Annotated in this window: 16 protein-coding genes; 3 read left to right on the top strand and 13 right to left on the bottom strand. The window is 30.4% G+C overall.

All coding sequences use genetic code 11. The features are described from left to right. Window positions 1-192: 192 nt before the first annotated feature. The 6 genes from HBE96_RS25580 to HBE96_RS25555 form a co-directional block, all read right to left on the bottom strand. Complete coding sequence (locus HBE96_RS25580; RefSeq protein WP_169300534.1) at window positions 193-1,626, bottom strand: FAD-binding oxidoreductase; 1,434 nt, start codon at window positions 1,624-1,626, stop codon at window positions 193-195. Between the two features lie 46 nt (window positions 1,627-1,672). After that, window positions 1,673-3,259 (bottom strand): L-lactate permease, encoded by a 1,587-nt coding sequence (locus HBE96_RS25575; protein ID WP_169300533.1) that lies wholly within the window; start codon window positions 3,257-3,259, stop codon window positions 1,673-1,675. A 292-nt stretch (window positions 3,260-3,551) separates the two neighbouring features. Continuing rightward, entirely contained in the window at window positions 3,552-4,496 is a 945-nt protein-coding gene (locus HBE96_RS25570) for an electron transfer flavoprotein subunit alpha/FixB family protein (protein ID WP_169300532.1), read from the bottom strand. Window positions 4,497-4,517: 21 nt separating this feature from the next. Further along, on the bottom strand, window positions 4,518-5,303 hold the full coding sequence (locus HBE96_RS25565) for an electron transfer flavoprotein subunit beta/FixA family protein (protein WP_169300531.1): 786 nt from the start codon (window positions 5,301-5,303) through the stop codon (window positions 4,518-4,520). Between the two features lie 699 nt (window positions 5,304-6,002). After that, window positions 6,003-8,246 carry an ABC transporter permease gene (locus tag HBE96_RS25560; protein WP_169300530.1) on the bottom strand — a complete coding sequence of 748 codons (2,244 nt, stop codon included), beginning with the start codon at window positions 8,244-8,246 and terminating at the stop codon, window positions 6,003-6,005. Then, window positions 8,246-8,944: an ABC transporter ATP-binding protein gene (locus HBE96_RS25555; protein ID WP_169300529.1), complete on the bottom strand. Its 699-nt coding sequence runs from the start codon at window positions 8,942-8,944 to the stop codon at window positions 8,246-8,248. Before HBE96_RS25555 ends, HBE96_RS25560 begins: the two co-directional genes overlap by 1 nt. Before the next feature lie 273 nt (window positions 8,945-9,217). Here HBE96_RS25555 and HBE96_RS25550 point away from each other — a divergent pair, with 273 nt between their 5' ends. Then, entirely contained in the window at window positions 9,218-11,791 is a 2,574-nt protein-coding gene (locus HBE96_RS25550) for a RyR domain-containing protein (RefSeq protein WP_169300528.1), read from the top strand. 74 nt (window positions 11,792-11,865) lie between these two features. Here the strand turns inward: HBE96_RS25550 and HBE96_RS25545 are convergent, their stop codons facing one another. From HBE96_RS25545 to HBE96_RS25520, 6 genes are all read right to left on the bottom strand, one after another. Further along, window positions 11,866-13,914, bottom strand: coding sequence for a methyl-accepting chemotaxis protein (locus HBE96_RS25545; protein ID WP_169300527.1), 2,049 nt, complete (start codon window positions 13,912-13,914; stop codon window positions 11,866-11,868). Window positions 13,915-14,781: 867 nt separating this feature from the next. After that, window positions 14,782-15,144 (bottom strand): response regulator, encoded by a 363-nt coding sequence (locus tag HBE96_RS25540; protein ID WP_169300526.1) that lies wholly within the window; start codon window positions 15,142-15,144, stop codon window positions 14,782-14,784. A gap of 42 nt (window positions 15,145-15,186) precedes the next feature. After that, window positions 15,187-18,030: a GAF domain-containing hybrid sensor histidine kinase/response regulator gene (locus HBE96_RS25535; protein ID WP_169300525.1), complete on the bottom strand. Its 2,844-nt coding sequence runs from the start codon at window positions 18,028-18,030 to the stop codon at window positions 15,187-15,189. A gap of 16 nt (window positions 18,031-18,046) precedes the next feature. Next, window positions 18,047-19,117 (bottom strand): HD-GYP domain-containing protein, encoded by a 1,071-nt coding sequence (locus HBE96_RS25530; protein ID WP_169300524.1) that lies wholly within the window; start codon window positions 19,115-19,117, stop codon window positions 18,047-18,049. 501 nt (window positions 19,118-19,618) lie between these two features. Beyond that, window positions 19,619-19,762 (bottom strand): hypothetical protein, encoded by a 144-nt coding sequence (locus tag HBE96_RS25525; RefSeq protein ID WP_243187068.1) that lies wholly within the window; start codon window positions 19,760-19,762, stop codon window positions 19,619-19,621. A 283-nt stretch (window positions 19,763-20,045) separates the two neighbouring features. Then, window positions 20,046-21,746, bottom strand: a complete 1,701-nt coding sequence (locus HBE96_RS25520; RefSeq protein WP_169300523.1) for a methyl-accepting chemotaxis protein — start codon at window positions 21,744-21,746, stop codon at window positions 20,046-20,048. Between the two features lie 510 nt (window positions 21,747-22,256). Between HBE96_RS25520 and HBE96_RS25515 the strand changes: the two genes are divergently transcribed. Both HBE96_RS25515 and HBE96_RS25510 read left to right on the top strand, forming a co-directional pair. Continuing rightward, window positions 22,257-22,460 (top strand): hypothetical protein, encoded by a 204-nt coding sequence (locus HBE96_RS25515; RefSeq protein WP_169300522.1) that lies wholly within the window; start codon window positions 22,257-22,259, stop codon window positions 22,458-22,460. A gap of 39 nt (window positions 22,461-22,499) precedes the next feature. Then, entirely contained in the window at window positions 22,500-23,144 is a 645-nt protein-coding gene (locus tag HBE96_RS25510; RefSeq protein ID WP_169300521.1) for a Dph6-related ATP pyrophosphatase, read from the top strand. A 161-nt stretch (window positions 23,145-23,305) separates the two neighbouring features. On the opposite strand, the gene pdxR is transcribed toward HBE96_RS25510, so the two are convergent. Then, on the bottom strand, window positions 23,306-24,730 hold the full coding sequence (gene pdxR, locus HBE96_RS25505; RefSeq protein WP_169300520.1) for a MocR-like pyridoxine biosynthesis transcription factor PdxR: 1,425 nt from the start codon (window positions 24,728-24,730) through the stop codon (window positions 23,306-23,308). Window positions 24,731-24,869 lie beyond the last annotated feature (139 nt).

The following is a 24,869-nucleotide window of genomic DNA, read 5'->3' as shown; positions in this document are numbered from 1 at the left end:
TGTATTTTATCCGATCGCTACCATTGCTAATACCCCCATCTTCTTTAAGTGGTGGATAGCTACTTTACGCGTCTGGATAAGTTCTTCTAAGACTCCGATGGGTAAAATGCCTAAATGGCATTTTACGAGCTTTTGCTCAGGTAAGAGGTATTCCTCACAAATAAACTCCACCTGAGTCTAAGAATCACTTGATTAATTTTCATTATCTAATAAACAGCATACCTTACCTGGATTCATAATAGAGTTCGGATCAAAAGCTTTTTTAATACCTTTCATTAACTCCATATTTATACTTCCAACGCTATCTGCCAAATAGCTGATTTTTCCACTTCCTATTCCATGTTCTCCTGAAACAAGGCCACCGCATTCTGTTGCTTCTTTGTAAATGATCTTAAAGAATTTATCAACTCTTGCTTTAAACTCTGACTCTTCTAAGTCATTACTGCATTGGTATATATGAAGATTTCCATCTCCTGCATGTCCAAAGCTCTTAATAGTTAATCCACATTCTTCACCAGTTTTATTTACAAAAGCAAGATAAGAGGCAATTTTATTTACTGGAACTACAACGTCACATTCATCTAATAATTTTGTTTCTGCCATAATTGCATCTAAGAAGCTAGAACGTGCAGCCCATGCATCCTTCATTTTTGCAGGTGTATCTGCTACAAGAACATCAATTGCTCCTGAATCTAAAACTATTTCACTTGCTTGTTCAATAAGATTATTTAATTCATCTTCACTACTTGCATCTATAGTAACAAGTAAATAAGCATTTGCAGTTACTCCATCAACTACCTGTGGAAATACACTCTTACCAACATATCTTTCACTAGCTAATACAATTTCTCTTTCCATAAATTCCAATGCTTGTGGATTCATGTGCTCCATTTTAAATTTAGGAACAGTTGCAATACAATCATCTAAATTTTCAAAAGGAATAATTAAACTTGCAGCTACCTTTGGTGCTGGCATGGTTTTCAAAGTAATTTCTGTAATGATTCCAAGGGTACCTTCTGAACCAATCATTAAATTCAAAAGACTATAACCTGAACTTGTCTTTGATACTGAAGCTCCAAAGCTCGTAATTTCTCCTGTTGGAAGCACAACTGTCATTGCACGTACATAATCACGAGTTGCACCATATTTAACAGCTCTCATTCCACCTGCATTTGTTGAAACGTTTCCACCCAAGCAAGCAGACTTTTCACCAGGATCTGGAGCATATAATAGCCCATGTTTTGCACAATCTTCTGCAAGATCCTTTAATAAGACACCAGCTTGAACACGAACAACAAAGTTTTCCATGTCATAAGAAAGTATTTTATTCATCTTTGTAATATCAATCAAAACCCCTCCGAGTAGTGGAACTGCTCCTCCTACAAGTCCTGTTCCTGCTCCTCTTGGAGTTACTGGTATTTTATTTTCATTACATATTTTTACTACTGCAGCAACTTCTTCTGTAGAATGTGCCATTAATACAACTTGTGGAGCCTTCTTCCCATAAATAGGCATTTCATCATGACAATAATCTTTATTTATATCATCACCTAGCAAAATATGTCCTGGTGCTGCCTCCTTAAGTTTTGAAATTAATTCTTCTGTCAATTCATTGTATTTGGCCATAATAATCCTTCCCTTCTAACTTTTTTTCTTACAATATTATTAAAGTTTATATTAATGTTCCTACAAAACATATGATGCCAGCAATAACTACATAGAGTAGAAAATATTTAAACACACTTCCTAAAATCTTACTTTCTGAACCAGATTGATTAACTGCAGTTACACCAATTGCAATACTTTGAGGACAAATCATTTTTCCTATACCTGCTCCAAGAACATTTGCTGCTCCCATCCATGATGCAGAAAGTCCAAGACTTGTAGCTGTTTTTGCTTGTAATCCTCCGAATAAAACGCAGGTTGATGTACCTGAACCTGTAACAAATGCTCCAATAGCTCCAATTAGTGGTGAAATTAATGGATATGCTCTTCCTGTAACTACAACTAAAAGACCTGCAATATCTGCAATCATTCCACTATAGCCCATTACCTTTGCTACTGCCATAACTGCACAAATTGTAGCCATTGCTTTCCAGTTTGCTTTTAATGTAGCAAACAATACATCTAACATGGTTGATGCTTTTGCACCTTGAATAATACCTCCAATAATTGCAGCAACAAAGATGATAATACCTGGTGTATTTATCCAACTAAAAGTCAATTTACCTCCGCCTTTGCCAGCATATACAACAGCAACTGTTTTGTACTTTGCAATTAAATGATTAATTACTGGACATAAAGTCGATGTAATTAATAAAAAAATAAATATTAAAATAAATGGACTCCATGCTTTTACTGCTTTACCAAATGATATAGCTTCTCCTTTATCCTGAGTAACTGATGAAGCTGTTTCTTCTTTAGTTACTGGTAAAGTTGTTTCTTTCTTAGTTACAATACAATACTCATCTGCTGGTTTTTTATTAAAGATTTTTGCTGCAATAACTGTACATGCCATACAGCAAATAGAACCTACTATATCTGGCAATTCTGCTCCAACTACTACCGCTGTAATATACCAAGGTACTACAAATGCTAATGCCGAAACTAACGTAATAGAAAATACTCCTTTTAATGCCTTTATTCCACCACCTACAATGCATACCATAATAAATGGACTTATAAAACTAAGAATTACTTGAATCATTGCTGTGTTTGCTGCTAACGTATGTGATGTAACTCCGGTTACTGATGAAAGTGTTACCAGTGGTATTCCAACTGATCCAAATGCAGTTGGTGTACTATTGGCAACTAAACAAGCTACAACTGCTGCAAATGGATTTAATCCAACGCCAGCAAGCATAGATGCTGGAATAGCAACTGCTGTACCAAACCCTGCCATTCCTTCCATGAAACAACCGAATCCCCATCCAATAATTAATACTAAAACTCTTTTATCAATAGAAACTCCAGCCAACATTTTCTTTATGGACTCCATGGCACCTGTACGTAAAGTCAAATTATAAGTAAACAAAGCTGCAACAATAACTATACAAATTGGCCACAATGCATTTAATAGCCCCTCCAATACCGCTGATGCAGTATAAACAGCATTTAATTTCCAAAAACCAACAGCTAAAATTACTGTAAGAACAAGTGCGATAGAACAAGCTTTATGACCTGACATTTTTAATTTACTCAATGCCACTATAAGCCAAATAATTGGTACCATTGCTAATAAAAATTTTAAAAATAACATTTCTTTTTCCCCCCTTATTCAATTTTATCCGATCGCTACCATTGCTAACACCCCCATCTTCTATCAAAGTGTGGGATAAGCACTGCTACACGCCTGGATAAGTTCTTCTAAGGTTCACCCTGGAGAAAGTCATCCTTATAAGCAAACTCCATCTGAACCTAAGAATCACTTGATGGCACTACCTTCTTAATTAATTAGCACTACCATTTATATTTTGATCATATGACTTTTTTCTTATTTTTCTATATATATCACTTTTAGTTATTTTTTTACGTAAAAGAATAAAAAAATTTTACTTTGCTTCTTCTTTTACTTTCTTCATTTCTTGAATCATAACTGGAAGAATTTCAGTTACATTTCCAACAATACTTACATCTGCAATTTCAAAAATTGGAGCTTCTTCATCTTTATTAATTGCCACAATATAGTTAGAACCTGACATACCAGATGTATGTTGAGTTGCTCCAGAAATTCCACATGCAATATAAAGCTTTGGTGTTACAATCTTTCCTGATTGTCCAACTTGATGTGCACGAGAAATCCAGCCATCTTCAATTGGTGGTCTTGTAGCACCTACTACACCGCCAAGTACATTTGCTAATTCTTCAACAAATTTGAAGTTTTCTGCATTTCCCATTCCACGGCCACCAGAAACAATAATTTCTGCTTCTTCCAAGTTAACAGCTTCAGAAATTTCTTTTACTTTATCAATAATTTTTGCTTTAATAACACCTACTGGAATTTCCACCTTTTTCTCAGTAACAGCTGCCTTAGAACCTTCTTCAGGTTTTGAAAAGCTTCCACTTCTAACGGTAACTACTGCAGTACCTTCTACTTCAATATGTTCTAAGACTGTACCACCATAAGCTGGTCTAGTGTATATAACTTTACCATCATCTTTCTTTATTTCTATTACATCACTGACACATCCTAAGCCAATACGTGCTGCAATACGAGGTGCAACATCCTTAGCCATTACTGTATTTGATAATAAAACAATATTTGGATTTTGTTCTTTAACCATTTGTGATAATACCTCTGTAACCGTATCACAATCTACAGCAGTATCTATAAAAATAACTGGAACTCCTAAAGCAGCCACTGTATCAGCAGCAACTCTACTACCTACTATAAGGGCTGTTTTCTCTGCATCCAATGCCTTCGCTGCACTAATCAACTCAAGACTTCCACCTAAAACCTTTTCCCCATCTGTTTCCATAAACAATAATGCTTTCATACTTTTATTTTCCCCCCTTAATTAGATTGCCTTATCTTTTTTCATTTGCTCTAAAGCAATACTTACTGCTAGTGTTACATCGTTTTCTTGAATTTTAATGCCACCTGCTCTCTTAGGAGGTTCAACATATTGGGTGCAATGTACTTTTACTTGTTTTACCTCTCCAATTTCTGCAGCTGAATAAGTTGGAATAACTGCCTTACGACTTTTCATTTTAGTTTTAATGGTAGGATAACGTGGATCATAATTTGGTTTACTTATTGTTATTACCGCTGGAGAATCTAAAGAAACTACGTTATATCCTTCTTCAGTTTCTTGATGAACTTTCATAGTATTCTCTTCTAAATTAATTTCAACTGCGCTGCTGACAAAGCTTGCTTTCAATTCTTCAGCAAGCATTGGTCCTATTTGACCTGTAATTTCATCTGTAGATTCCTTTCCACAAAGAATCAAATCAAAATTCATACCTTTGTCTTTTTCAATTTTATGAATAGCATCTGCCAAAACATGAGCTGTAGCAAGAGCATCTAAATCTGTATATAAGTTATCCTTTATAAAAAATGCTTCCTTAGCTCCTACTGCAAGACAATTTTTCAATGTATTCAAAGAATCCTCTGCTCCAACAGTTAATACACTAACATTTCCTCCATTCGCTTCCATAAAGCGAACAGCTAATTCTAATGCATATGTGTCAAATGCATTGGCTACCGAAGTAACCCCATTTAAATTAGGTTTCTTTACCTTATTATCCAAATGAATTTCAACAGAATCATCTGGAACCTGTTTTACGCATACTAGAATCTGCATAACTTTCCTCCCCTTTACCTTTTAATATATACTTACCATAAATCCAAAAAATTTATTGCATATATTTCATATTCATTCCTCCCCTAAATATAAATGATTTGTTAGTAAAATTCATTTAATATGTTTTAGTATCAAATGTTAACTTAATATTTCTCATTAATTCTACATAATCTTTCCTATATGTTTTTATATCGGTGTAGTGGTACTATAGTATTATGGTCATACCACTAGGGTAGTATTTTTTTTAAATGCCATATATCCAAAACTACAAAATATATAAGCACTTATGCAAAAAAACGTTTACAATGACTATAAAAAACTTTATTACCATATCATTGCCAACTCAACAACTGTAATGTTTCAACTAAAACTTTGAATTAAATTATTGTAATCCAAGCACCAATCATACATCCATTTTTTGAAAGTGGCAGTATGGTATGACCACTTAGTACTTTTAATGTTAGCACAATATTCATAAAATTTCCATAATAGTTATTATATTAACGTTAATTATGCTTTATTCAAATTTATCAAAGTATTGTATAAATAGTATTTTAATCCCATCATTTCTTCTAATAATTTTTTTATCAAATAGTTCTAAAAAGTATATTGTTGTTATTTTTTTAACAATATTTTCCCTTAAAATAGAGGAAGAATGGATTGAATATAAAATTTCAACCTATTATAAAATTTTAGATATTACTCAAACCTAGATTTCAAAATCTCATTCATAGAAATTCCATCCACCTTTTTCTTGCTTAAAGCTTTAGATATCTCATAAGTGAATTGTATAATTAAAAAACCAATAATCAAGTATATATAATTTATTCTTAAAGGCAGAGAAATACTCATTTCTTTAGTTAATGATTTAAGCATAGCACCTAATGATACTAAAAGCATTGGTATACCTAGAATATATCCTATTACAACTAGACTCCATGAACTATTTAAAATCATTGAATATATTTCTTTCTTCCTATATCCTAAAATTTTCATAAGGGATATATTTTCCTTATTTTCTTCCACAATCATAAAAGTTACAACATATATAACTATAAGTCCAATAATAAAAGACATAAAAGCTATAGTTCCTACAGATAATTGTATTGGCTGAGTCATTGAGTTAACAGCATTTTTCATATCATCTACTGATAATGTAGTTAATAATTGATTTTCTGGAATATCTAATTTATCCTTGCTCCATAAACCAAAATAACTGCCAGATTTATAATTTAGCATACTATTAAACTGTGATAATGGCATATAAATATAGTTACCAATATAGGTTTCAGCAATGCTATCTACAGTTATACTGTATTCTTTAGAGTCAACCTTACCAATAATCTTAATAGTATCTTTAATTTTTGCATTTAATTTGTCTGATAATGGCCTTGTAATGATTACCTTATTTGTACTTAATCTATTACCATGTTTATCTTCTAAAACAATGGATTCTGAATTAGGACTTATACCATACACTGCCAAATTTATTTTATTATTTGACTTTAATGTAAAAGGTAATTCAGAAAAAGCTTCTCCTTTTACAGAAGTTCCTTGATGAATAGAATTGAATATATATTGATAATTATATTTAAATGCTTTTTCAAATCCTTCTTTCATGACATAATCCATTGAACTCTTTGATGCAAATCCCATAAGTAGTAGCATTGTAGCAATAGTAACCCCCAGTAGTAAGAATATACTCCTTGGTATACTTCTAAGCTGTTCTCTTATTTTGAATTTAGTAGAAAATTTTAGTTTATCCAATTTTAAACTTCTTTCTAAAAATCCAACCTTATTATTTTCTCTTCCACCTCTCATAAGCTCCAAAGGAGAACTCTTAAGTGCTTTATTAACCACTAAATAACCAGCAGCAGTTAAAAATATACCTGGCATAAATATGCTTACAGCCATATACTTTATATCAATCCTTATAGTGCCTACAGGCATATTAAAGTACGAAATCATAAGATTTATCATAGGTCTTAAGGTGAAAATTCCAATTATAGTTCCAATTATTCCACCAGCTATAGCAATAAATAATGGGTATCTTAAATAGTGATTTTGAATTTGCTTTTTATTATATCCTAGAGCATACAAGGTTCCAATAACTGGAGATTCTCTTTTTAACATTCTCCACATAACAATTCCTGTTAATATACAAGAAAGTAGTAGAATAGCTGTAGGAATGAAAGAACTTACCTCATTAACTCCATTTAATTTTGTTTTTACAAAGGTTATTCTCAAATTTGCAGAAGAATTCATCCAATTAGTAATAATATTATTTTGACTTCTTAAATACTCTTTAAACTGTACCATTCTATTTTCTAAATCCTTCTTATCTCCATTAAATTTTATTGAATAAAAAATATTGCCTTTGTTTATAGCACTATAATCTGATTTTTTTATTACTGCAACTCCAAAATTATTAGGATTTGCTAATATATCCCCCTCTGATTTAAGTGGGTAAATATAATTAGGAAGAGACATAAAACCAGCTATTCTAAAGTTCTTGTCATATATATTTATAGTATCGCCTTCTTTTAGCTTATTAGCTTTTGCATAGGCTGGGTCTATAAGAATACCGCTTTCAATTAAAGTTTTACCCTGAATTATTGCAGGTATGTTTACTTTTGTATTTTCAGTAAATACTCTTATAACTTTATCTTTTGATACTGAATAATCAAAACTACTGCTCTCTTCTATTTTCATATTAAATTTTGATTCAAGTTCTGAAATATTATTTAACTTCCTATTAGTTGTAAAGTATGCATCTTCCTGAACATACTTTTCTTCAAAAAAAGAAATTATATTTGTCATGTTATCTGAAAGTAGATTAAACATAGTAAATAAAATACAACTTATAATAATGAGTGCTAAAGAACCAAAGTATTGAGACTTATTTTCCAATATAGTTCTTTTTATTTTCTTATTAATAATCATTACCACTCAATCCTTTCTGCAGGTATAGTAGTTTTATTGATTGTACTTTCTACAATTTGCCCACTTCTCATTCTATACACCCTATTTGCCATAGCACTTATAGCTGTATTATGAGTTATCATAAGTATAGTTGTTCCAAATTCTTTATTAATCTTCTGCAAAAGCTTTAATATTTCTCTTGAAGTTTCAAAATCCAATGCTCCTGTAGGTTCATCACACAATAAAAGTTTTGGATTCTTTACTACAGCTCTAGCTATTGAAACTCTTTGCTGCTCTCCACCACTTAATTCTTTTGGGAATCTATATTTCTTATCTGACATTCCTACAGCCTTAAGCATTTCATCAATATGGAAAGGTGATTTGCTTATGTTTGAAACTACTTCCACATTTTCTCCTACTGTAAGATTAGATATTAAGTTATAGAATTGGAATATACAGCCTATTTGTTCTCTTCTGTAATTTGTAAGTTCATTATCTGAAAGTTTCGTGACATCTTTATCCTGTACTACAACTGAACCAGAATCACAGCGATCTATTCCACCTATAATATTAATCAATGTTGATTTACCAGAACCTGAAGGACCAAGTATTATTCCTATTTCTCCTTTATCTAAAGCCATTTCTACACCTTTTAATACATGGGTAGTTACATCTTCAGTACTATAACTTTTTTTAAGATTTTCTACTTTTATAAACATTCACTTCTTCACCCCATAGCATTTTTTTAATTCAATGACGATTTCTACTTTTTTAATCACCTTAAAAGCTTTATCAACAATATCTTTTCCATGGCTACTTGCCTTATTCATTAAATACTTTTTTATGAAGAAAATTTATTTAATAACAATTTAAATGCTTATTTTATTCATTATTGTCTAAATAATAATTAAAGGTTGTAAATTTGGTAAATTTGAGATATTATTTATAAATATATATTTAGGGTTATATTTACGAAAGGGGAAGTTAGCATTATGAATAACAAAAGTTTAAAAATCGTTGTAACAGGAGATATATGCATAAATTCGCTGCAATGGATAACAGAACCACAAAATAATAAGGGTTTAAATTGGCAAACTCATTTAAACATACATAATGTACTTAGATCAGGTGAGTCTTTACTTCTATCAAAACTTGTAGCCTTGGCTACAGATGCTGATATACGTTCACCTAAAATGGATAATATTGAAGCAAACCTGTCAAAAGATTTTCTTCGTTCAACAGCAGAATTAGATCTTTTTCCTGTATCCTTAGATGAAAAAAATACTGATAAAGTATATAGAATAAACCGCTTTTTAGGATTTACTGGACCATCCTGTAATACTCCTAAACTACTTCCTATAGCTGATGATGATGTTGATGCCAACATAGTTGTAATAGATGATGAAAATAATGGCTTCAACTCTAATGAAGAATTTTGGCCTTTAGCCTTAAAAGCAACTGAAAAATCTCCAATAGTTTTATATAAAATGAATAATCCTATAGGTTCTAGTATTCTTTGGAAACAACTAGAAAAATCTCATATTGAAAAAACTATAGTTATTATAAATGGAGATGATTTGCGTTCAAAGGGAGTTAATATAAGTAAAAGTCTTTCTTGGGAAAAAACAGCACAAGAATTTTTATGGCAGATTCAGAATAATCCTAATCTTTCTTTTCTAGCTAGTTGTCATCACCTTATAGTGCCTTTAGGTCTTGAAGGTGCTATTTATTATAGAGATGAAGGAATAAATGAAGCCTATCTATACTTTATACCTTATGAATCTGAAGGAAGTTCTTTTAAGGATAATCAGGGAAAAATGTATGGGCTTACTTCCTGTTTTACAGCTGGACTTACCCGTAGCATTACTTCAGGAATTCACAATAATGAAGAATTATCTTCGTTAATATCAGACGGAATACGTGAAGGAATTGTTGCTGCACAAAAATATTTCGTTAATGGCTTTGGAAAAAATGTTGAAGAGTTTCAATTTCCAATCACCTCAATATTCACTGAAGAGGAAAATGACTTTATATATAAAGAATTAATTCAAGATGTGAAAATACCTACTAAAGAAAATAATGCTTATTGGTATATTCTTAAAGATAAGAGTTCTTCTAACTTAGCTGAAATAGCCTACAATATCGTAAAAAACGGAGTAAAAAATGTACTTAAATCTATACCTATAGCACAGTTTGGTAACTTACAAACTGTAGATAGAACGGAAATAGAAAGTTATAGAAGTATCAAAAACCTTATGTGTGAGTACATTTCCACTAAGAACTCAGTTAGACCTCTTTCTATAGCTGTATTTGGAACTCCAGGTTCAGGAAAATCCTTTGGTATAACAGAAATAGCTTCTAGTATTGCACCAGAATTAATTGAGAAATTAGATTTTAATTTATCTCAATTTAGAGCACCTGAGGATTTAATTAGTGCCTTTCATAAAATGAGAGATTTTTCATTAAAGGGTAAGCTTCCATTAGTATTTTTTGATGAATTTGACTCTGCTTTTGAAGGAAAATTAGGTTGGCTAAAATACTTTTTAGCTCCTATGCAGGATGGTATATTTAGAGACGGTGATTCCGTTCATCCTATAGGAAAAGCAATTTTTGTATTTGCTGGAGGAACAAGTAGTACTTTTAAAGAGTTTATTGGTGAAGATATAAAAGAAGAAAATGAAAGCAAGAAATTTTCAGTAGAATTTAAAGGCGCAAAGGGTCCAGATTTTACGAGTAGATTAAGAGGTTATGTAAATATTCTAGGTCCAAATCAAACAGATGAAAAGGATCAATTATTTATAATTAGAAGAGCAATGCTACTTCGTTCATTATTAGAACGAAAGGTTCCTTACCTTATAAATGACAGCAGAGAAGCTCAAATTGATAATGGTGTACTTAGGGCATTATTAAAAATTAAAAGATATAAACATGAATCAAGGTCCATGGAAGCAATACTGGAAATGAGCATGCTAACTAATGCTAAAACTTGGGAACAATCTGACTTACCTTCTAAAGAACAGCTAAAATTGCATGTAGACGAAGAGCAATTTTTAAGACATTTAATGCAGGATGCTTTTTATGGTGAAAAAATTGAAAATCTTGCAATAGCTATTCATAATAAATATAGATTGCTTAATGAAAATAATACAAATATGGATCTTATAGATTTTCTTGTACCATGGGAAGAACTTAGCGAAGAACTTAAAAATTCTAATCGTGAGCAGGCTATGCATATTCCAAACTCTCTGCTAAAAATTAATTATGATATTATTTCCGTTAAGAAAAATCCAGAATACATCCAATTTACAGAAAAGGAATTAGACATTTTAGCTAAAGATGAGCATACACGCTGGTGTCGCTTTAGGAAAAATAATGGATGGAAATATGGAGATGTTAAAGATAACAAGTTAAAAACTGATCCTGCACTTGTTTCCTGGAACAACCTATCAGAAGAGAGAAAAAGTAAAGTATATCAAATGGTCAATATTTGGCCAGAAATATTGGCAAAATCAAATTTCAAGTTAGAAAGATTAAAATTTTTATCTGCTTCTGATACTACTATTTAGCATTAAAAATAAATGCGTTGATTTAAGAATTTCTATATTCTCTATCAACGCATTTAATATTTTAATAACTATCTCTAGATTTTAAATTTGCTAAAGATTCTTTCCAATTCCATTGCCATTTGAGACAATACTTCTGCTGCATTTGCTACTTCTTTCATAAGTGCACTTTGCTCTTCAGTAGCTGCTGCTATATTTTGTGTACCTTCTGAAGACTGCTTTGTTATTTCAATAATTCTATTCATAGAATTTACCACTTCTTTAGTACCATTGTAAGTTTCAACAACTTCATTAGATGTTTTCTGCATTTGCTTTGATACATCATCTACAGCAGATAAAATGCTTTGGAAAGATTCCCCCGTATTTTTTACTACTACTATTCCCTGTTTTACTGCGTTAGTTCCCTCATTCATTGATTTTACTGCACTTGCTATTTCATTCTGTATTTCAAGTATTAAAACATTAATTTGTTTTGCCGAATTTCCAGACTCCTCAGCAAGTTTTCTAACTTCTTCAGCGACAACTGAAAATCCACGTCCTTGTTCTCCAGCTCTAGATGCTTCAATAGCGGCATTTAGCGCTAAAAGATTTGTTTGTTCTGAAACATCAGTAATTAATGATACAATATTCCCTATTTCATTAGACTTACGAGCCAATACATTAATAATATTTGATGATGTAGTTACTTTATCATTAATCTTATTCATATGTTCAATTGCTTGTTCTACTACCTTATTTCCGTCCTTAGCTTTATCGCATGACTCAATGGATGATTTATTAACCTTGTCCACACTATCTGATATACTTTTCATTCCATTAAATACTATTTCTGATGCCTTTGAAACTTTATCAGTTATTTCATTTTGCTTTTCTTCATTACTAGCCATGTCCTGTACAGAACGAGCTATTTCATCAGCTGCAACCTTTGTTTGATCTGAACTAGCTGTTAATTCTTCAGAAGTAGCCACTACACTTTCAATAGCTGAAGAAACCCCTGATACTATATCCTTTAAATTACTTACCATATCATTTAAGTGTTTACCCATTTGGCCTAATTCATCTTCAGATTTTATTTCTAATTTTTGAGTAAGATCTCCATCAGCAATTACTTTTGATAGTTCACTAACTGGCTTTATTTTATCAGTTATATATTTACTATAAAAAACAGCAACTAATATTATTATAATAAAGATAACTGCAATTATTTTTATTAAATTTAGCATTAATACAGTAAGTGGGGAAAATAATTCTTTTTCTGAAATGATCAATCCAACAGTCCATCCAGTATCATTGTCACTAGCATAGTATAATCTATTTTTCCCATTGGAATCATTAAATGTTATTTCTCCCTTTTTCTTTTCTAGAATTTCTTTTCCTGCAGCTGCCAAACTAGAATTTGAATCCTGAGTAATGTTTGTTTTCATAATTTTACTTGAATCTGCTCCTGCCATGTAAATTCCTTCTCTTGACAGAAGAATTGCGTTGCCTTTTTCACCAACTTTAATATTTCCGATCATTTTTTGGATATTACTTACATCTATATCTCCAGTAGTTACACCCAAAAATTGCTTATTTTCGTCATAAAAAGGTGCCGAAACTGTTACCATAGTAGCTTTTGAAGTTTCATCATAATATGGTTTTGACCATACTACAATTTTATTTGTATTTTTCGCCATAGTATACCAATCTTGACCTGGATAATTATATTGTTCTGTAGCATAATCATCTGTATATACTATTTTGTCTTTATCTCTATGTCCATAAGGAGCAAAATATTTTATATCACTTTTGTATTTATTAGGTTCAAACCATACACCTGTTCCCAACGTATCTGGATTGGTAGTAGGCGCTTTTTGTACTAAAGACATAAAATTCTCTTTTGTCATTGTATTATATGATGATTCCACTATTCTTGATAGGGTAGCAGGAATTTGGCCATGCTTTTGTAAACTTGCTTTTATCCCATTAATATTTTCTCCTAACTGAGAATTCATTTTATCTTCTATTTGTTTACTAATTAAAGACTTTGCACTGTAGTAACTCAGTAAAGACATGGCAACAGTTGCCATTAATATTGCAGGTAATATTACTACTAAAGTTGCACTTCTAATACTCTTAAATTTCATATTGTATTCCTCCTTTTAAAGGTGTTTTTTACCTATTAAGTATCAGTTTACAAATTTAAAATGACAAATATGATCATAATACTATCTTCATTTGCATCACCTCTATTTACAATTTTTCTAAATTAATTATAATAAATTTCAACAAATTAATTATAATCTTTCCCCCTTAGGGTAATGTCAATTTTTTTTATTCAATATATATTATTCCAATATTTTGTGAGATAAAAATTACTTATTATTGCCAATTCAGTATTTTATAAGCCTTTCTGTACCAAAAATCAGTTTTGATAATTTTGAAAATTTAAACATTATTTTCTTATAGCCTTCAAACATTGCCCTAAGGGGAGTGTTTGAAATAACTTGATATAAGATAAAATCTTACCAAAATATGAAACAAACATTTTAGTTTAAAATTTGTTTTATTGACATTTGTACACAGGAAAACATTATCATATTATTCTAATTTTTTAATACTATTACAACGTTTTGAAATTACTGTATTAAATGAATTAAGAAGCTATATTGCGTTATTTACGCATAGCTTCTTAATTTATTCTATTAGATCATGTTATTGTATTGTCTAAAATTCAAACATTATTTTTAAACTTCTAAATATGTAAAATACCTGACTCATTATAAAATTAGATACATTTTTTTAATATTTTTTCGAATTTCTGTATTTATATAGCCTCAAATTTTCACTAACTGCTATATTTACCATAATCTTATACCAATCACTACTATATTTCATTCCATTCGGCATATTAAATAAAAAAACTAGATTTATTATTTTAAAGCCAATACTCAAATAAAATAATAATCTCTTTTACAATTATGCATAATTGTAAAAGCAGAGTTTGTATAATCTTACTTGAATTCCTCTAATACTTTCAGTAAACTTTCAGTATCAAAAGGTTTCCTAATATAGCCCTTAGCTCCAAGTGATATACATTCATCTTTTACTTCTTCATGTCCTACTGCCGACATAATAATTACATCTGCTTTAGGATCAATTTTCATTATATCAGTTAATACATGAATACCATCCATCCTGAATTCAGACATGTTCAAATCTAAAAGTACAATATCTGGTTTCTCAATCTTAAACATCTCTATGGCTTCATCTTTATTTGATGCACCAAATATGCTATGGAAACCTCCTTTTTCAATAATCTTTTTTACAAACATCCTCATATATGATGAATTATCAACTATTAGTACCTTTTTCATATAAAAAAACTCCTTTATAACTCTAATTTTTAAAGATCCTCTTTAGTGAAGTAGGTCTTTTATTTTATCAAAAAATACAGCACATTCATTTATTTCTTGCTTAAAAGCTGCCTTCTCTAGTTTTACTGCCAATTCATGAATCGAAACTATTCTTAGAGTTCCTGAAGAACCTTTTAACTCATGAATTAAACCAGCTAATTTATCAAAATCACTATCATCTATAGCATGTCTAATACCTGACAATAAATCAGGTAAACACCTTACATATTCTTCAAGTATTTCTTTTGCATCCTCTTTATCAAGTCCTGTGGTTTTTACAAAGTAATCAATATTATCATCTATTATCCTATTATAATTATTTACAATCCCTCTGTCTTTGGTATTCTCCTCTATAATGCTAAACATAGTATCAAAATTAATAGGTTTGCTGATATAACCATCCATTCCAATTTTAATACACTTTTCTGAGTCACCCTCCATAGCATTAGCAGTCATTGCAATAATTGTAGTATGCTTTTTATCTCCTTCTAATAGCCTTATTTTAGATGTGCACTCATACCCATCCATTACTGGCATCTGACAATCCATAAAAACAACATCATAATCTTTTTCTGCTACTGCTTTCAGCGCTTCACTACCATCCACTGCCACATCACAGGTCATATCATGTGATTTAAGCATGGTTATAACAATTTTACGATTCATTTTATTGTCTTCAACCAATAAAATATTCGGTTTTAATTCATTTTTAACTTCCTTACCTATATGTTTAGTTATAACTTGCTGTTCTTCTTCTTTTTTAAGCCCTAATACTATGGCGATACAACCGAGTAAATCGTCTCTTCTGACAGGTTTACTCAAATAAGATGAAAATCCATGTTGTTTAGCAGCCTTAGCATCCCCCTTTTGAGTCATAGAAGTTAAAAGTATTAATTTAGTATCCTTTGCAAAGGGTATTGTTTTTAATGTATTTGCAAGTTCATAACCACTCATATCATTCATATGATAGTTTATAATCGCAACATTTATTTTGTTTTTTGTATTTGCATTTGAAAGGATTGTGGTAATGGCACTACTACCATTCTCAGCTTCAAATACTTTAATCCCTGTTCCTTGCAGATATGAAGTAACAATCTTCCTGTTGTTTGTGTTATCATCAACAATCAAAATATTAACACCATCAAGCTTTTCAAACGCAAATTTATGCTCTGATGCTCTTTTTGCAATCTTTAATCGCACATTAAATTTGAAGGTAGACCCTTCTCCAAATATACTTTCAACATGAATTTCACCACCCATCATTTTTACCAATTCACTAGATATGGCAAGTCCTAGCCCCGTGCCTCCATACTTTCTGGTTGTAGAGGTATCTGCCTGACTAAATGATTGAAATATCTTATTAATCTTATCCTTACGAATTCCAATCCCAGTATCTTTTACTTCAAAGTGAAGTAAAGCTATTTCATTATCTTCATTTAAGCAATCAACTGTAACAGAAATCTCACCCTTCTTAGTAAATTTTACTGCATTACTTATAAGATTATTTAAAACCTGTCTAAGCCTTGATGGATCACCAATAACTTCTTCTGGAACCTTTTCTTTAATCATAGTATAAAGTTCAAGATCCTTTTCTACTACCTTAGGAACAAGTAGCGAAACTGCATCTTCTATAGTATTTCTTAAATTAAATTTAATCTTTTCCATAGTCAGCTTTTTAGCTTCAATCTTTGAAAAATCTAATATATCATTAATAATATATAATAATACCTCTGAAGCAGATTTTGCTTCACGTATAAAGTCTTTTTGTTCTAAAGACAAATTAGTAGATTGAAGCAAATCAAGAAATCCAAATATTCCATTCATTGGAGTTCTTATTTCATGAGACATGTTTGCAAGGAACTGACTCTTTGCAATATTTGCTGCTTCAGCCTGCTCTTTTGCCTTGTATAACTCTCTTTCTGATAATCTCTGTTCTGTAATATCCTCAGCAGTGCAAATAAGATACTTAATATTACCTGTCTTATCTTTCTGTGGCTTACTTTTTATTTGAAGCAGTCTATTTTCACCACGAAAGTTTTTAATCTCAAGCTCTTTTTCTGCTGGCCCATTATTTTGAAACAACTCCCAATTGCTTGCAGAAAGCTTATTTGCAGTATCTATATCAAATATATCGTATAAATCCTGATATTCTAAATCACTTTTTTTCTTTCCAAAAAACTTTGCATGAGCTTCATTAACAGTTGCATAAGAAGTAACATTACTTAAAGCCCAAATCTGTGATTCACAATTATTAAGCAAAATTGCTTGTCCACTAAGAGCCTTTTTATATGTTTTTTCCTTTACAATTCTTGCTCTTGTATATGAAAAAGCCTTTGAAATGTCTCTTAATATATTAACTTGATATTCTTCCCATGTCATAGACTTTGATAAACTTTCATGACCTATGAATCCAATTAATTTATTTTCGCTTTTTAATGGAACTATAAGAGATGCTTTGATTTCTTCATTAAAAAAAGCTTCTTTTTCAAATACTGCTTCATCAGGAAATTCGTCTGCATTATTTATTACAACAAAATCCTTATTCTTAATCTCGCGAATCAACCATGGGAGAGCATAAACTACCTCTTCTTCTTCTACCTCCCTTTTTAGCCTTATATCTTTCTTATTCCATTGACATTCTATTTGCATAAAAGTAGGATCTTTAGAAAAGTAATAGATATAAATTCTATCCAAATCAAAAAATAAACCTATTTCTTCTAATGATTTTTTTAACTCAATCTGATAATTAATACTATTTACATCTAAAAGTCTTTCAAAAGTATTATTAATTAATTTCAAACAATCATTGGAATACTTAATATTTATGCAATTGCCTTCACAACTCATAACGTCCTCCTTAAATTTAAAGTTCACAAGTTTGTGTAATAAAAAGAGTTAATTCTTTTAATAAATCAATTTCATAAGGTTCTGAAATTAAATTTCCAAACTTATCATATATAACTTTTACCACAGGTCGCATTGGCATTGAGTTATTTTGCTTTACTACTAAACCTTTTTCATTTGAACTTAAAATAACTGCACTACCTGTTGGAAAAGCAGCTATGTTCATGGTAAATTTTCTTACCATTTCTGTATCAAAATAATTATTGCTCACACCCACAAGATATTCAATAACTTCATGTACATTTTTACTTTCCAACCCGTTCCTGCCTGATATTAAGTTATCAAACACATCACATATGGATACCATCTTTGCAATTTTGTTTATTTCATCACCCTGTAATTTTAAAGGATATCCACTGCCATCACTTCTTTCATGATGCATTAATGCAACTACCTTAACGGATGCACTCCAAATATACTGAGATCCTAAAAAATCATAACCAACTTTTGGATGCATTAATGTAATATATTTATCTAATTCTTCCTTAGTCTCAAAATTATCTAAAAGTTTACTATCATTCATAATTTTTATCTTGCCTATATCATGTAGCATAGCACCTGCAGCTATATCTTTAAGCTTCATAACACTGTATCCCATATGAGTTCCTATTATTGTAGATAATACACAAACATTTACCGAATGGGAATATATGTTGTTATCACTTGCACTTATTTCTGCAACATTTATTAAAACATCTTTATTAGATACTACATCTTCAATTACTGCGTTAACTGAATTCATAACACTACTGTCGTCAGTTTTACCCTCACGGCAATATCTTCCAATCATTTCCTTAACAGCACTTTTACTCATTTGTCTTGTCTTTTCAGAAATACTTTCTTCAATAACAACATTTTTTGATATATCATCATCAATATATACTGAACTAATCCCAAGTTCTTTAATTTTTTCTATATAATAAGGTTTTAATTTTACTCCAACGTTAAGTAAAACTCTACCAAATTCATCATAAATCTGCCTTCCAAGGATTTCATTTCCCTTCAGGCTGGAGACACTAATAACTCTCATATATACCTCCAAATGAAATAATTAATTTTTGCTGAGCAATTAAAAGTCTTTTTTTAAATACTTCTACAATAAAAACACAGCATATTTTTACCTATTAAATCTAAAAGAAATCACTATTTACAACCATTATTATTTAAATATATTAGCACATTCTTACGCTTTTTACTACATAATTAGAATTCATTATTCCACTTGCAATATCTAACAAACTCATACCACATATTTTAAATATGGAAATAGGAACATTATAAAATAATGCCATAATTGTTGCATCTATGTAATAAATTCTACAGTTTAACCCTAATTCCTTTATTTATACAATACATTTCATCTAATTTTTACCTTGTAAATCGAGATTTAATAAAAATATTTTTTTAGATTTGTTACATAAAAAAAATGAGGCTATGGCATTAAGAAATTTATATACAATATATTGCTTTACAAATCAATGACAAATTCAATATATTGTAATATTTATTCTTAATGACAACCTCATTTTCTTTATTTTCTAATAGGAACCCAAATTTCACATCTATAATCTAGTGGTGACAATGCAATTTTAGCTACTTTCTCAATGTCAAACTTTTTAGTAATGTTATCCTCCATATATTTTACTGCCTCATTCATTGCACTAAGCCAATCCATAAAGCCACTCCTTTCTACCTCTATATATTAAACTCTTCCTGAGTATATATCCTGTCTTTAAATGCTATCATAAGACAGATATAATAGTCAAAGTTACCAATTATTTTTAAATTTTGTTTCTATTATTAGTTTACTTTTAAATTTAGTTAACATAATTATTGTATTGTATATCTAATTTTCATAAACCTTTTCATGCCAGATAAAAATATTTATAAAAAGAGCTTATCAAAACTCATATGCATGCATTTTGATAAGCTCACTTTATATATGCTGTTAAATTGTTTTATACTCTAAATCCAGAAACTATTTCTTTTAATTTTCTTGACATTTCTGATAAATTTTCTGTGGTTCTTTCAACTTCATTCACAATGCTCAATTGTTCTTCAATACTTGCGCTTATATTTTCAGTTCCTGCTGCTATTTCACTTGAGTTAGCAGCTACAGTATTTATAGCCATCTCCATTTCTTTAGTACTTTCAACTTGAGTTTCTGTAGATTTATCAATTTCTTCTACTTCATTTACAATCTCCTGTGTATTTTCAATTATATTTTTCATAATTTGTCCAACTTCAGAAGCTTTGTTAACTCCAAGAGATACTTTTTCTTCTACTTTGCTAACTGAACTTACAGCTGAAGCAGATTTTAACTGATTTTCTTTTATTAAATCAGATATTTGCTTGGCTGCAGAATTGCTTTCATCTGCAAGCTTTCTTATTTCATCAGCTACTACAGAAAATCCCTTTCCAGCTTCTCCTGCACGTGCTGCTTCTATTGCTGCATTTAGTGCTAGCATATTGGTCTGTTCTGATATGCCAGTTATAATTTGAATAATATCTCCTATCTTTTTTGAGGAATTATCTAATTCACTTATCATAAAAGATACCTGTTTAGAAGAATCTTCTATGTCTGTTATAGATGAAACAATTTCAGATATTTTAATTGAACCATCCTCTGCTGCTCCTTTTGCCCTTTTACTATTCCTTGTAGTATTTTTGGTTGCTAAAGAAGTTGCTTCAGTAAACCTTGCTACTTCTGCAAGATGTGCTGAAGTTTCTTCGGAAACAGCTGCTCCATCAGAAGTACTGGATGCTATTTCTGAAACAGTTTCTGATATAGTGTTAAGTGACTCTGCAGTAGTTTTTGTTGCCATACTTAATTCCTCACTTGAGGCTGAAATAGTATTTGCAGAACCATATATCTCTTTAATAATCAAATGCAACTTATCAATAAACATATCAAAATTTGAACTAAGCTCTCCTATTTCATCCTTGCTTTCATATCCTATTCTTTGAGTTAAGTCTCCATTATTATTGGAAATCTGTTTTAATCTTTCAGTAACCTTTTTAATTGGAACAACAGTTTCTTTAATTATAATCCAAGATAAAATTCCTGTTATAATCAAGCATACAACTACAAGTGATATTATTATAATCATTGTACTTCCAAAAACCTTTTTACTTATTTCATATGTAGAATTTGCTGATGCAACATGTTTATTTATAATTTCATCAAAAGATGCCACAACAGAAATTTTGGTTTTATCAAGATTAATTGCTTCAGTAGGAGGTCCTTGCTTGGTAATATTTCCAGTTTCAGCTATTTTTATAAAAGCTTCTTCAGCTGATATAAATTTATCATAGTTATCAAGTAAAGTTTTATATTCGCTGTTATTTTTATAATTTTCTAAAGCTTTATCTACAGCTTTTATGTGAGTTGTAAGATCAGCTTTTACAGTCTCTCTTGTCTTATCATCTGTTGCATCCATTAATGAACTAGATTTAGTTCTTATATACTCTATATTGGATTTGGCTTTTTCTAATTCTACAATTGGTGCCAATCTTGATTCACTTAATTGTTTAATTCCATAGTTTACCTTTGATGCTTGTAATATTGAAGTAACACCCAGCAATAAAAGAAAAATAAAGAAACTAGCAGAAAGTAAAGTAATTTTATGTACGATTTTTAAATTCTTAATAAAATTCATGTTGAATCCCCCTCATATTTCATTTGTGTAATTATTTTATGGAAACTTAGTCTAAAAACTGAAAACTTATTTAATCTCCATTTGATGATTTTATTTTATATTGTAAATGTTACAATTTAATCACAATTTCATTGCAATCTAGACTTAATTGTTGCTTCAATCCTGAAATATATATTCCCTGTTATTGCCTCTTTGCAATATATGATGAATATCACCTTTAAAATTACCTCTTTCCTTGTTTGGCATTTATATCAACTCACTTAAGAGTCTTGCCAAATATATTATGTATAATTTAATTATTATGAAAAATATTCAATAAGATATATGGCTGTCATTGGCAATTGGTTAAAACTTTAATATTTAGTGTATATTTCCATATTTTAAAAATACTTGTACAAAGTTATATTGCAAAGTGCTATAATAATTATGTTGAAATCTTAAAAAAATGTTTAAAAAGTTTGTTAAGACCGAAAGGAGAACTTATGAGATTTAAACGAATTTTAGTTCTATGTGCTTCAATTATCCTTTTTCTTCTCTGCTACAGGAGAAGGAGCTCTTTGGTATGGAAATGTTAATTCTCAGGGCACAATTCACGCTGAAGGTTATAAACAAGTTAATGAAAACTCATATGGTGCAGCATTATGTATAAGTGGGAATAAGCTAGCTGTAACTACGTACGATTTACGTGAATTCATTTATTCAAAAATTCATTAAAAGCCTATATAATTAATAATTAAAGAGAAGGTGAAAGATTTGAAATTTGCAATGTCTTATAGTTTTGGCAAAGATTCTGCTCTTGCCATGTATAAAATGATTGAAGCGGGACACGAGCCTATCTGTCTTATCACTGCAATAAATGAAAGGGATAGTAGATCGTGGTTCCACGGCATATCACAAAATATAGCGGAAAAGATTGCCGACTCAATCGGTTTACCGATTATAACAGCCAGTTCTACTGGAGCACAGAAATATGTTGAAGCTTTTACAAATGCTTTGCTACAAGCTAAAACCCTAGGTGCTGAGGTGTGCGTCTTTGGTGATATAGATATAGAGGAGCATTTGGAATGGAATAAGAACGTTTGTAATGCCGCAGAACTTGAATGCTTTACTCCACTTTGGGGAACTTCCAGAGAAACGTCAGTTAAAGAAGAAATTGAATCTGGCATTACTGCTGTTATTAAAGTTGTTGACCATAAGTATCTTGATGATGAATTCTTAGGCAGAGAACTCACCACTGAACTTGTGGATAAAATAAGACAAACCGGAGCTGATGTTTGTGGCAAAAACGGCGAATATCATACTCTTGTAACTTATGCACCGTTTTATAAAGTTCCTGTGCCTATACATCTTGGAGAAATCGTGCAAATTGACGGCTATGGCGCAATAGATATTCTTTGATTAACTAAATAGATTTTGATACATAAGCAGTTCAGCACTTCATGGTGTAGAGCTGTTTTTTTATATTCAGAAAACGAAAAGAGAAATACACATATGATTAGTTTACTTTTAAACTTAGTTAACATAATCTTTGTATTGTATAATAAATTTTTATATAGGATTCAAAACCATGCATTTTTTAAAAGTTTTATTCCATTTTCTATTTTCTCGAAACTTAAATGTCCATATCCCATTAGTACCATATTGTTTTTCTTATAATTATTTTGATCAAAATAATAAAATGATATAGGATAAACCTTAACTCCATTTTCTAAAGCTTTATTTATCAATTCCAATTCATTTAAATTGTTTTTTACCTGAAGTGCAATATTAAGTCCTGAGCTTTCACCATAAACCTGAACATTATTTCCAAATTCTTTTCTTATACAATTTATAAGAAACTTCTGCTTTTTAGCATATATACTTCTCATTTTTCTGAGGTGAGCTTCAAGTAAACCCTCTTTCATAAATTCTGCAATGGTAAGCTGATGAATTTTTGATGCAGTCTGATTTATAAAGCTTCCCTTTTCAATAAAAGTATTCATTATATTTTCAGGTAAAATCATATAACCAATATGCATTCCAGGAAAAAGAGTCTTAGAAAAAGTTCCAAGATAAATTACTCTATTTTCACTATCCAAATTTCTAAGTGAAGGTATTGGATTTACATTATATCTAAATTCACTATCATAATCATCTTCAATAATATATCCACCACACTTATTAATAAAATTAAGAAGTTTTATACGATTTGAAACAGGCATAGACATTCCTAAAGGATGTTGATTAGATGGTGTTACATATATAAACTTAGGATTTATTTTAATCTCCTCAATTTTTTCTATATTCATTCCCATTTTTGTTAATTCAATTGGCTCTATATTATATCCATACCACTCAAAAACCTTTCTTACAGCTGAAAATCCTGGTTCTTCAAAAGCAATATTCTTATTGTTTGATTCACTAAATAAGTCACATAATATTGCCATTAAGGTTTGAGTTCCTGCGCCTATAATTATCTGCTCAGGTGAACAAGCAACTCCTCTTGAATTTTTAACATATTCTGCAATTTGATTTCTTAGTTGAAATTCACCTCTAGGATCTGAATAAGCTAATATATCTATGTTTTCTTTTTTCATAACACTTTGCTCAATTTTCCTCCAGATGGCAAATGGAAAACTTTCCTGATCCACTGAACCAGGCTTAAAATTGCAATGGTATACCTTATCATCTATATGGATACTTTTTAACTTTTTAAGCTTTAAATGTCTATTTTCATTTTTAATAGTTTTTATCTGATGCTCTATAGCTTCTACATAATATCCACTTCCATTCTTACTGTAAATATATCCTTCACATAATAGTTGATCATATGCTGCCTGAACTGTATTTCTACTTATACCAAGTCTATTTTTAAGCTGCATTATGGATTCCAGCCTATCCTCCTTTTTAAGTGTTCCTTCCAGTATAGCCTTTTTGTAGAATTGATATATCTGAATATAAAGTGGTTTTTCATTATGTTTATCAATAAATATTGGTATTTCCATAAAAACCATCCCCCTAAATTTTATAAAAATCGTACCTTTTTATAGTTACAATTTTATAGTATTATTTTATCAAATTTACAAATAAGATTCCATTTGCTTTTCATCAGCAAATCCTGACGCCTATAAAATTTATGGATAG

Origin of the sequence: Clostridium muellerianum, from assembly GCF_012926525.1 — a bacterium.
In the GTDB taxonomy this organism is placed as follows: domain Bacteria; phylum Bacillota; class Clostridia; order Clostridiales; family Clostridiaceae; genus Clostridium_AM; species Clostridium_AM muellerianum.
This window is presented reverse-complemented; position numbering and strand designations above follow the sequence as displayed.